Origin of the sequence: Streptomyces graminilatus (assembly GCF_001418565.1) — a bacterium.
GTDB classification, from domain to species: Bacteria; Actinomycetota; Actinomycetes; order Streptomycetales; family Streptomycetaceae; genus Streptomyces; species Streptomyces graminilatus.
The window spans coordinates 1-10417 of record NZ_LIQQ01000023.1 but is presented as its reverse complement, the minus strand read 5'-3'; the positions used below and the strand labels follow the sequence as shown (position 1 = coordinate 10417).

Annotated in this window: 9 protein-coding genes; 5 read left to right on the top strand and 4 right to left on the bottom strand. The window is 70.4% G+C overall.

Annotated elements, in window-relative coordinates; translation table 11 throughout:
* The first annotated feature begins 266 nt into the window (after positions 1-266).
* The 3 genes from AOK08_RS02610 (at position 267) to AOK08_RS02600 (ending at position 2116) form a co-directional block, all read left to right on the top strand.
* The gene (locus AOK08_RS02610; RefSeq protein WP_055523216.1) at positions 267-674 is read left to right on the top strand and encodes a hypothetical protein; all 408 of its coding nucleotides are present in this window, start codon (positions 267-269) and stop codon (positions 672-674) included.
* Positions 675-679: 5 nt separating this feature from the next.
* Positions 680-1267 (top strand): thiol-disulfide oxidoreductase DCC family protein, encoded by a 588-nt coding sequence (locus AOK08_RS02605; RefSeq protein ID WP_107100842.1) that lies wholly within the window; start codon positions 680-682, stop codon positions 1265-1267.
* A gap of 168 nt (positions 1268-1435) precedes the next feature.
* Positions 1436-2116 (top strand): TetR/AcrR family transcriptional regulator, encoded by a 681-nt coding sequence (locus tag AOK08_RS02600; RefSeq protein ID WP_241826786.1) that lies wholly within the window; start codon positions 1436-1438, stop codon positions 2114-2116.
* Positions 2117-2146: 30 nt separating this feature from the next.
* Here the strand turns inward: AOK08_RS02600 and AOK08_RS02595 are convergent, their stop codons facing one another.
* The gene (locus AOK08_RS02595; RefSeq protein WP_055523213.1) at positions 2147-4576 is read right to left on the bottom strand and encodes an MMPL family transporter; all 2430 of its coding nucleotides are present in this window, start codon (positions 4574-4576) and stop codon (positions 2147-2149) included.
* A 296-nt stretch (positions 4577-4872) separates the two neighbouring features.
* Between AOK08_RS02595 and AOK08_RS02590 the strand changes: the two genes are divergently transcribed.
* Positions 4873-5541 carry a response regulator transcription factor gene (locus AOK08_RS02590; protein ID WP_055523219.1) on the top strand — a complete coding sequence of 223 codons (669 nt, stop codon included), beginning with the start codon at positions 4873-4875 and terminating at the stop codon, positions 5539-5541.
* Positions 5542-5662: 121 nt separating this feature from the next.
* On the top strand, positions 5663-7120 hold the full coding sequence (locus AOK08_RS02585) for a sensor histidine kinase (RefSeq protein WP_079053777.1): 1458 nt from the start codon (positions 5663-5665) through the stop codon (positions 7118-7120).
* Between the two features lie 102 nt (positions 7121-7222).
* Here the strand turns inward: AOK08_RS02585 and AOK08_RS02580 are convergent, their stop codons facing one another.
* The 3 genes from AOK08_RS02580 to AOK08_RS02570 form a co-directional block, all read right to left on the bottom strand.
* Positions 7223-8779, bottom strand: a complete 1557-nt coding sequence (locus AOK08_RS02580; protein WP_055523211.1) for an ABC transporter substrate-binding protein — start codon at positions 8777-8779, stop codon at positions 7223-7225.
* Between the two features lie 136 nt (positions 8780-8915).
* Positions 8916-9503: a hypothetical protein gene (locus AOK08_RS02575; RefSeq protein ID WP_055523210.1), complete on the bottom strand. Its 588-nt coding sequence runs from the start codon at positions 9501-9503 to the stop codon at positions 8916-8918.
* A 61-nt stretch (positions 9504-9564) separates the two neighbouring features.
* The coding region (locus tag AOK08_RS02570) for a metallophosphoesterase (RefSeq protein WP_198539084.1) at positions 9565-10417 on the bottom strand (853 nt) is incomplete at its 5' end.

The following is a 10417-nucleotide window of genomic DNA, read 5'->3' as shown; positions in this document are numbered from 1 at the left end:
GTGTCGAGCCACTCCTCCCGTTCCTCCCCCCCCTCCCCCCCCTCCCGTTCCTTCGCCTGATTCCGCCCCTGCTCCTCGCGCCCGGCGTTCACGGTCGGCCACCCCCTTCTGGACAGCTCCCGCCTTCCGTCCAACTGCCACCAGCCCACCCAAGCCACCACTTGAACGCGTTCAAAAAGAGGTCTACAGTCTCCCCCGTAAGCACTTTTGAACGCGTTCAAGTCGTTCCGAAGCGCCAAGCCAGGGTCGGGAACAAGGACGAAGACATGGACCTCACAGTCGTCGCATACGTCATCTACCTGCTGGTCAGCGTCGCGTTGACCATCTGGGTCGCGCGGACCCTCAGTAGCAACGGGCGGGTCTTTCTCGCCGATGTGCTGCGGGGGAACGAGAAGCTCGCCGATGCCGTCAACCATCTGCTCGTCGTCGGGTTCTACCTCGTCAACCTCGGGTTCGTGGCCCTCTATCTGAGCGGCGACGGGACCATCGCCAGCACCCGCGAGGTCTTCGAGGCGCTCTCCACCAAGCTCGGTGTGGTGCTGCTCGTGCTGGGTGTCATGCATCTCGCCAACGTGTTCGTGCTCAGCAAGATCCGCCGGCGGGGTGTCATGGAGCGGGAGCAGGTGCCGCCCGTCGCGCCGCAGGGCTGGGTCGCCCCCGCGGCCGGGGCGTGACCGCGATGAGCCACCTGGAAGCGGTGGGGTCGGGGGACACCACCGCCCGCGCGGACCGGCACGCCACGGGGGGCGTGCCGGTCCGCCGGCTCACGGTCCTGTACGACGCCGACTGCGCCCTGTGCACCTTCGTACGCGGCTGGCTCGTACGGCAGCCCCAACTGGTGCCGCTTGACCTGGTCCCGGCCGGGTCCGAGCAGGCGCGGGCGCTCTTCCCCGGCCTCGATCACCGCGCCACCCTCGACGACATCACCGTCGTCGGGGACGCCGGGCAGATCTACCGGGGCACCGGAGCCTGGGTCGTCGTGCTGTGGGCGTTGCGTGAGCACCGGCCGCTCGCCCACCGGTTCGCCACCCCGGCCGGGGCCCGGCTCGCCAAGGGGGCCGTACTCACCGCCGCCAAGTGGCGCGGGCGTCAGTGGGGTACGACGGAGAGGGGTGGCCGGCCCGTGTACCAGCGGGCCGACGGGTGGGCCTACGATCCGCGCTTCGGGTGGGTCCACAATCCGGTCGGCAGCCCAGCCGCCGGCTCACCCGGCACCCCGCCCGGCAGCTCACCCGGCTGTGACAGCGGGACCTGCTCCACTGGTTAGGCTCCTTCCGTGTCAGCAGCGAAAGACAGTCCCGAGCCCCCTGAGCCGCCCGAGTCGCCTGAGTCGCCTGAGTCGCCTGAGTCGTCCGAGTCGTCCGAGTCGTCCGAGTCCACTGCCTCGTCCAAGTCTCCCGCTCCCGCTCCCGCCAAGAGCGAGCAGACCCGTGCGCTGATCCTGGAGACGGCCATGCGGCTGTTCAAGGAGCGGGGGTACGACAGGACGACCATGCGGGCCATCGCCCAGGAGGCCGGGGTCTCCGTCGGCAACGCGTACTACTACTTCGCCGGCAAGGAGCACCTCATCCAGGGCTTCTACGACCAGCTCGCCCGCGAGTACCAGGTGGTCGCGCGGGAAGTCCTGGACCGGGAGACGGAGTTGGAGGACCGGCTCGCCGGGGTGCACCGGGCCTGGCTCGATGTCGCCGCGCCCTACCACGAGTTCGCCGTGCAGTTCTTCAAGACCGCCGCCGACCCGAACAGCCCCCTCAGCCCCTTCTCCCCCGAGTCGGAGCATGCCCGCGTCCAGGCCATCAACGTGCACAAGGAAGTGCTCGCCGGTTCGAAGGCCAAGGTTCCGGAGGAACTCCGGGACGTGCTGCCCGAGTTGATGTGGCTGTCCCAGATGGGCATGGTCATGTACTGGATCTACGACCGTTCGGAGGGCCGCGAGCGCACCTACCGGCTCGCCGGGCGCGGCGCCCGCCTCACCGCCCGGGGCGTGTCGCTCGCCCGCTTCCGGGTGCTGCGCCCGCTCGTCCGCGAGGTCCACGACCTGTTCACCGACTTCCTGCCCGGAATGACCAACGCCCTTCCCGAGGAACAATCCAAGAAACCCGGGAAGGGCGAGTAAGCAGTCAGGTCCGGTGCGCGGGGCGGCCGTTCAGCGCGTGGTGCGCTCCGGCTCCTCCTCCGACTCCGACGCGCCCGTCAGCTCCACGTCGTACACCAGCGGAGCGTCCCCCACCGTCACCTGGTGGGCCCGCGAGCCGTGCGAGTCCGCTGTCGCCGACAGCAGGTAGGCGCCCGGGGCCGGGACGGAGAGGATGTACGAGCCGTCCGCCAGGGAGGTGACCCGGTCCAGTTGGCGTCCGCCGCCCTGGGAGTGGAGGGTCACCGTCGCGGCCTCGACCGGCGCTCCCTCCGCGTCACGGACGTAGCCGTGGATCGCCGAGGCGCCGCCCGCCGACCCGGCGGGTTCCGCTGTCTCCCGGTCCTCCTTCGGTTCCACCGCCAGATGCGGCAGACGCTTGTCCAGGCCCGCCGGGAGCCACCAGTTGGAGTTGCCGAGCAGGTGCATCGCGGCCGGCACCAGGGCCGTACGCAGGACGAACGCGTCCAGCGCCACCGCCGCCGCGAGGCCGATGCCCGCCATCGCGGCCTCCAGGTCGCCGCTCAGGACGAAGGCCGAGAAGACGCAGATCATGATCAGGGCGGCGGAGTTGATGACCCGGCTCGTCTCCGCGAGGCCGACGCGGACCGCCCGCGCGTTGTCCTTGGTGTGGACCCATTCCTCGTGCATCCGGCTCACCAGGAACACCTGGTAGTCCATCGAGAGGCCGAAGAGGAGCGACAGCATGATGACCGGGAGGAACGCCGTGATCGGGCCCTCCTTGCCGACGCCGAGCAGCTCCGTGCCCCAGCCCCACTGGAAGATCGCCACCAGGACACCGAACGAGGCCGCCGCCGCGATGAGGTTCATCAGCGCGGCTGTCAGCGGCACCACCAGCGAGCGGAACGCCACCATCAGGAGCAGGAAGCCCAAGGTGATGATCGCCGCCACGAAGTACGGCAGGCGCTGGCCCGTCACCGACGCGAAGTCCTTGAAGGTCGCGGTCACACCGCCGACGTGGGCCTCGGCCCCGGAGTCCGGGACGATCTTGTCGCGCAGGCGGTCGATCAGCCGGTCCGTCTGTTCCGACTGCGGTGAGGTCGTCGGGACCACCTGGATCACCGTGATTCCGCCGGCCGGGGGCAACGCCGCCGCCTGGGCCACGCCCTGCGTCGTACGGATCGTCGAGACGAGTGCGTTCGCGTCGCCCTTGGACACCACCACCTGGAGCGGGCCGTTGAAGCCGGGGCCGAAGCCCTCGGCCAGCAGGTCGTACGCGTGCCGGGTGGTCGTCGTCTCCCGGTGGTTGCCCTGGTCGGTCGCGCCGAGCCGGATGGACAGGACGGGCAGCGCGAGGACGGCCATCACCACCAGGGCCAGCGCCGCCGTGGAGCGCGGGCGCTTCTCGACGTACGAGGACCAGCGCGCCGCGAGCCCGCTCGCCTCGTCCGATTCCGGTCCCGACTCGGCCAGCCGGCGGCGCTGCTTGCGGCTGAGGACGCGGGCGCCGAGGAAGCCGAGGAGGGCCGGCAGGAGGGTCATCGCGGCGAGGATGCTCAGGGCGACCGTGAGAGAGGTCGCGATGACCACGCCGTCCAGGAAGCTCATGTTCATCACGAGCATGCCGGCGAGCGCGATGCCCACGGTGCCGCCCGCGAACAGTACGGCCCGGCCCGAGGTGTTGAGCGCCGTCACCGCCGCGTCCTCGGGAGGCACCCCGCGCAGGATGCCCTTGCGGTGCCGGGTCACGATGAACAGCGCGTAGTCGATGCCGACGCCCAGGCCGATCAACGAGCCGAGCAGCGGGGCGAAATCGGGGATGGAGGTGACGTGGCTGAGGAGGGCGATGGCCATCAGACCGGTGCCCAGGGCCGCGACCGCGACGACCAGCGGCAGCACCATCGCGAAGAGCGAGCCGAAGGCGAGGAACAGGACGACCGCAGCGGCCAGGATGCCCACGCCCTCGGCGATGCCGGACGGCGGCGCCTGGATCTTGGCGATCGCCTGGCCGCCCAACTCGACCTCGAGTCCGTCGTGTTCGGCTGCCTTGGCGGTGTCGACGACCTTCTGGATCGTCTCCTTGGGCACCGAGTTCGCCTGTTCGGCGAAGGTGATCCGCGCGTAGGCGATCCGCCCGTTCCCGCTGATCTGGGCCGCGCCGGCGGGAGAGTACGGGCCGGTGACCTGGCCGATACCCGGCAGCTTCGCTATCTCCGCCAGCTTCGGCTCGATCCGGGAGCGTACCGACTCGTCCCGTACGGTGCCCGCGTCGACCTTCCACACCACCGTGTCGGTGTCGCCCGAGGCCTGCGGGAAGGCCTTCTCCATCAGCTGGTACGCGCGGGTGGAGTCCGTGTTCGGGAGCATGAACGTGTTCGCGTAGTCCGTGCCCGCGGCGGTGCCCGCGACACCCAGCCCGAGCACGGCCCCCACCCATACCAACAGGACCACCAGCCGGTGCCGATAGCACCACCGCGCCAATGCCTCCACGCTCAACACCCCTTGTTCATCAGGCTCGTTCGGTCGGTCCTCGGTTGCTCTTCGGCTGATCTCCGGTTGATCTCCGGTTGATCGCCGAGGTCCTGGGAAACAGGATTGGTGATCACGCACGCGTGTGGACACCGGACGGCCACTACTCTCAAGGAACTCCAAAGGGGGATCGGGTCCCGGCCGCCGGTGGCCCCGCCGATACTGGGGCCATGACGGGTACGGATGTGGGTACGAATTCGGGTCCAGGCACGAGCACCGGTACGGGCTCCCGTACCGGCACCGGCACCGTGCTGGTCGTGGAGGACGAGCCGAGCATCGCGGACGTCCTCGCCATCGCCCTGCGCTATCACCGCTTCGAGGTCATGGTCGCGGGCACCGTCCGCGAGGCACTCGCCCTCGCCGAGCGCACCCGGCCGGACGTCGCACTGCTCGACATCATGCTCCCGGACGGCGACGGCCGCGCCCTCGGGCGTGAACTACGCAGCCGCAGGCCCGAGTTGGCCCTTGTCTTCCTGACCGCGCGGGACGCGCCGGGGGAGATAGTCGGCGCCCTCGGGTTCGGCGACGACTACATCACCAAGCCGTTCAACATCGACGAGGTGGTCGCCCGGATCACCGCCGTGCTGCGGCGGACCCGGCCCGCCGACGTACTGCCCCAGCGGCCCCTGCTGCGCTACGGCGACCTGGAGCTGGACGAGTCGACGTACAGCGTGCACCGCGCGGGCGGCACCGTCGAGCTGACCCCCACGGAGTACGCGCTGCTGCGGTTCCTGGTGCGCAACGGCGGCCGGATCGTGCCCAAGGAGCAACTCCTGCGGCATGTCTGGCAGTACGAGCACACGCCTCCCGAATCAACCGTCGTCGAGACGTACATCAGCTATCTGCGGCGCAAGCTCGACGCGCTCGGGCCGCCAGTGATCACCACCCGGCGTGGTGTCGGATACGGGCTGGCCTGAGGTGAGGCTCCTCGCGACCGGACGGAAATGGGGCCGGGCCTTCGTCGCCGGATGGTGCCGCAGCTTCCACTGCAATCGCGGCATCCACTCCCTGCGCGTCAAGCTGACGCTGGCCAACGTGATGCTGCTCGCCATCGGTATCGTCGTGGCGACCGGCGCGAGCGTGATGGGCATGCGGATCTATCTGCTGGACAGCGTCGACACCCAGTTGATGGGCACCCGGGACTCGATCGGCGGCTCCCGGATCACGCTGGACCAGATCGACTCGCTGACCGCGTTCGCCGCCCTCACCGACCGATACCGGCACACCAGCGGTGACGGCGACGGCGTCAACGGCCCTAACGGCAGCGGCAGTTCGGCGGGGTCCGGCCTCCTGAACCCCGGCTCCCCGGGCTCCGGCTCCCTCGTCTCCAACGGCATCTTCGTGGTCGTCGGCGAGAAGGGGCAGGCCATGCCCGTCGCCGGGTTCGAGGCCACCTCCGACCAGCGCGCCCTCGCCGCCGCCGTCACCGACCCGGCCGCCCTCGCCCGGGACGGCGAACCCCACGACATCCAGGTACGGGACGCCCCGTACCGCGTCACGGCGGCCCGGCTGGCCGACGGCACGACCGTACTCATGGCCACCTCGACGGACGCCCTGCACGACGTCCTCGGCAAGGCGGTGCGGCTCGACCTCACCGTCGGGACGCTGCTGCTCGCGCTGCTCGCCGTGGTGACGATGTTCAGCGTGAGCCGCCGTATGGCACCCCTGGAGGACATGGTCGAGACGTCCACGGCCATCGCCGAGGGCGATCTCACCCGGCGTGTCCCGTCCAGCCGCGAGGCCACCCTTGAGGTCGAGCAACTGCGGGTCGCCCTCAACACCATGCTCCACCAGGTCGAGTCGGCCTACCGCACCCGCGAGCACAGCGCGGCCCAACTGCGCCGTTTAGTCGCCGACGCCTCGCACGAACTGCGCACCCCGCTGTCCGCGATACGCGGCTACCTCCAGTTGTACGACAAGGGCATGCTGACCGATCCGGGGGAACGGCGGCGCGCCTGGGACCGGATGAACGGCGAGGCGGACCGCATGGGGCGCCTGGTGGACGAGCTGCTGACGCTGGCCCGTCTCGACCAGCAGCCCGAACTCCGGCTGCGCAACGTCGACTTGAGCCGTCTGGTACGGGACGCGGCGGAGGATCTGCGGGTCCAGGAACCGGACCGGCCGATCAGCGTGTCCGCCGACGGGGCGATCCTGGTGCGGGCCGACGAGTCGGGGCTCAGACAGGTGCTGGGCAACCTGGTGGGCAACGTCCGCACGCACACGCCCGCCGATGTGCCGGTGCGGCTCGGTCTGGAACGGGTCGACGGTGTCGTACGGCTGTGTGTCGCGGACCAGGGGCCCGGCCTGGAGCCCGCGGACGCCGCGCGCATGTTCGACCGGTTCTTCCGGGCCGGGGGCGGGGCGGGGAGCGGGCTTGGCCTGGCGATCGTGCAGGGGGTTGTGCTGGCGCACGGCGGCGAGGTGAGCGTACGGACCTCGCGGGGCGAGGGGCTGGCGGTGACGGTCACCCTGCCCGAGCGGGCGGCGTGCCCGTGAGCAGGGGACCGAAACCGTCGGCGACGGGCAGGGCGACGGAAACCGTCGGCGACGGGCAAGGCGACAGGAGCCGTCGGCGACGGGAAACCGGATCCGTCGGCGTCAGAGCCAGTCGAGGGTCCAGAGCCGGAAGACCCCGGTGCCGTCCGAGACGTACTGGCTGCCGCTGATGTCCACGCTGCTGACGACGTACTCCTTGCGCTGCCACAGCGGGATGACGGGTACGTCCTCGGCGACGAGCTGCTGGAGTGCGCGGAAGTCCGGGGCGGCGCGGACGCGGCTGGCGTACTTGCGGCTGTCCAGGATCAGCCGGTCCACCTTCTTGCTGCCGTAGTCGTTCTTCATGCTGTTGCCGGTGCCGACGAGCGGCCCGGTGAACGTGTCCGGGTCGGGGAAGTCGGCGACCCAGCCGACGGCGTAGGCGTCCAGCTTCCCCGCCGTGTACCGCTTCCGGTAGAGGGTCCGCTCGTAGCCCTGGACGGTGACCTTGAACAGGCCGCCCTTCTCGAACTGCTGCTTGAGCAGGGCCGTTTCCTCGGCGGAGGCGCCACGGCCCTTGGCGTAGCCGTAGGTGAAGCGGACGGGGAGGCTCACGCCCGCCTCGGTGAGCAGGGCGCGGGCCTGCTTGACACTGGGCTTGGGGAAGTCGTCGAAGAACGAGGTGGTGTGACCGGTGAGGCCCGCCGGGATCAGTGAGTAGAGGGGCTCGGCCGTCCCCTCGTACACCGTGCCGGCGAGTTCCTGCCGGTCGACCAGCCAGGCCAGGGCGCGGCGGACGAGCGGGTTGTGGAGGGGAGAGTCCGCGCGGACGTTGAGGATGAGGTTGCGGGTCTCGGAGCTGTCGGACTCGACGATCTGCTGGCCGGGGTCGCTGGGCGAGAGGCCGGCGAGGATCGCGGGCGGCAACTGCCGGGTGGCGACGTCGATCTGCTTGGCCTGCCATGCCTTGGCGAGGGCCGGCGGGGTGGCGTAGTAGCGCAGCCGGATGGGGCGGCCGGTGTTCTGCACGGCGCCCACGTAGTGCTTGTTGGGCCGGAGCACCGCCTCCGTGTCCTTCATGTACGACTTCAGGAGGTACGGTCCGGTGCCGTCCGCGCCGGAGTCGGTGCGCAGGGCGTTCTTCGGATACAGCTCGCGGTCGACGATCGCCCCGGCTCCGGTGGCCACCTTGAACGGGAAGGTCGCGTCGGGCGAGTTGAGGTGGAAGGTGACCGTCAGGTCCTGCGCGTCGACCGAGGCGAGGGTGTTGAGCAGGGTGGCGGGGCCGGCGTCGGAGTTGATGCGCTTGACTCGCTCGAAGGAGAACTTCACGTCCTTGGCGGTCATCTTCCGGCCGCTGGGAAATTCGAGGTCGTCGCGCAGCTCGCAGACGTAGGTGCGCAGGTCGTCGCCCTTGAAGTCGCAGCTCTTCGCCGCGTCCGGGACGGGGGCCGCGCCGTCCGGCCGGTAGGTCAGCAGCGACTGGAAGAGATTGCTGAACAACGCCCAGGACCCGGCGTCATAGGCGCCTGCCGGGTCGAGGGAGGTCACGGCGTCGGTGGTGCCGACGGTGATCGTCCTCCCGTGGTCCGCCCCCGTCGGCATCAACTGCCAGGCGACCGCGCCGGCCGCCGACAGAACGAGCAGCGCAGTGAGAATCCGCACGCGTAACGAGCGCATCGGTGTGCCCTCCCCAGGCCCCCTGCACAGGCGAATCCCCTGTGGCGTTGATCACCTAATCACAGGAGTTTCGCGTCGGGGAAGGGACTTCGGGGCAGATGGGAAAGACGTTACCGACGAGTCGTCATCCACCGGTTCAGAGCTCGTGCAGAGCCACCCGCACATGACGTTCCAGCATGCCCGAAATTGCCCAACTCGCCCCACCGTCAAGGCGTTTGAAGGACACCGTGGGCCGACAGGTGATGACCGCGACGGCCTTGCCCTCGGTCACGGCGAGGTCGATGGAGACCTGGACCCGGGGCCCGTACGGCGTCTTGCAGACCAGGGAGACCTTTCCGTGCCCCAGCTCCAGCACCTCGGCGACCACCGGGGTCTGCGCCTCCTTGACGGTGTGCAGGACGCTGTCGGCCAACTGGAACGCCGTGGCGCCCGGCGTGTCGGCGGTGACCCGGCGGACGGCGGGCAGCCGCGCCGCCGCCGGCTCCAGCGACAGCCCGTAATGGGAGGCGGTACGAGCGGCGGTGACGGTGTCCGGCACGGGCACGACCAGCAGGAAGGCGACACCGCAGACCAGCCCGGCGAGCGCGCTCTGCCCGAGGGCGGAGCCGACGGAGTCCCCGTCGCCCACCAGCAGCACCGCGAGCATGGCACCACCGGCCACCAGGGCGATCAACCCGGCGACGGGCGCGACACGGCGGACCACCGCCGGCCAGTAAGTGATCATCGACTGCGCTTTCCCCGACCCCTGATCCTCACTGGCCGGTGATCTTCATCGGCGGTTGTGATCAGGCCTGCCGGGACGCCAGTTGAATCACGGTGATGTCCGAAGGAGCCCCGACCCGGGTGGGCGGGCCCCAGGCGCCGGCGCCCCGGGAGACGTACAACTGCGTGTCCCCGTACCGCTCCAGGCCCGCGAGGGTGGGGTTGGCGAGGTCCGCGACGAAGTTGCCGGGCCACAACTGGCCGCCGTGGGTGTGGCCGGAGAGCTGGAGGTCGACGCCGTGCTCGACGGCGTCGTGGATCTGCACCGGCTGGTGGGCCAGCAGCACACTGGCCCGGGAGGTGTCCCGGCCGCCGAGCGCCTTGGCGAAGTCGGGGCCCTGGCCCTCGCTCTCACCGGCGATGTCGTTGACCCCGGCGAGGTCGAAGGCGGGCAGTTCGACGCGCGCGTTCTCCAGCGGACGCAACCCGAGCCGCCGTACCTCCTCGACCCACTGCTCGGCGCCGGAGAAGTACTCGTGGTTGCCGGTGACGAAGAACGACCCGTGGCGCGCCCGGAGTTGGGCGAGGGGCGCGGCCGCCGGACCGAGGTCCTTCACACTGCCGTCGACCAGGTCACCGACGACCGCGATCAGATCGGGCTGGGTGGAGTTGATCGTGTCGACGACCTTCTGCGCGAAACCCCGGCCGAGGACGGGCGAGAGGTGGATGTCGCTGACGACGGCGATCCTGAACCCGTGGGCGGCGCGCGGCAGCTTGGCCAGCGGCACGGTGACCCGCTTCACGCGGGGGCCGCGCAGGACGCCGTACGTGCCGTATCCGACGGTCCCCACGGCGGTCGCGGCGGCGGCACCGGCCACGACACGGGAGACGAACAGGCGACGGGAGGGGGCGGCGAGGAGACGGGGGGAATCCGGG

Bases quoted from the DNA above. Each gene is read 5' to 3' on its own strand.
- AOK08_RS02580 (WP_055523211.1), bottom strand. From the start codon at position 8,779: ATGCGCTCGTTACGCGTGCGGATTCTCACTGCGCTGCTCGTTCTGTCG.
- AOK08_RS02575 (WP_055523210.1), bottom strand. From the start codon at position 9,503: ATGATCACTTACTGGCCGGCGGTGGTCCGCCGTGTCGCGCCCGTCGCC.
- AOK08_RS02585 (WP_079053777.1), top strand. From the start codon at position 5,663: ATGCTGCTCGCCATCGGTATCGTCGTGGCGACCGGCGCGAGCGTGATG.
- AOK08_RS02605 (WP_107100842.1), top strand. From the start codon at position 680: ATGAGCCACCTGGAAGCGGTGGGGTCGGGGGACACCACCGCCCGCGCG.
- AOK08_RS02610 (WP_055523216.1), top strand. From the start codon at position 267: ATGGACCTCACAGTCGTCGCATACGTCATCTACCTGCTGGTCAGCGTC.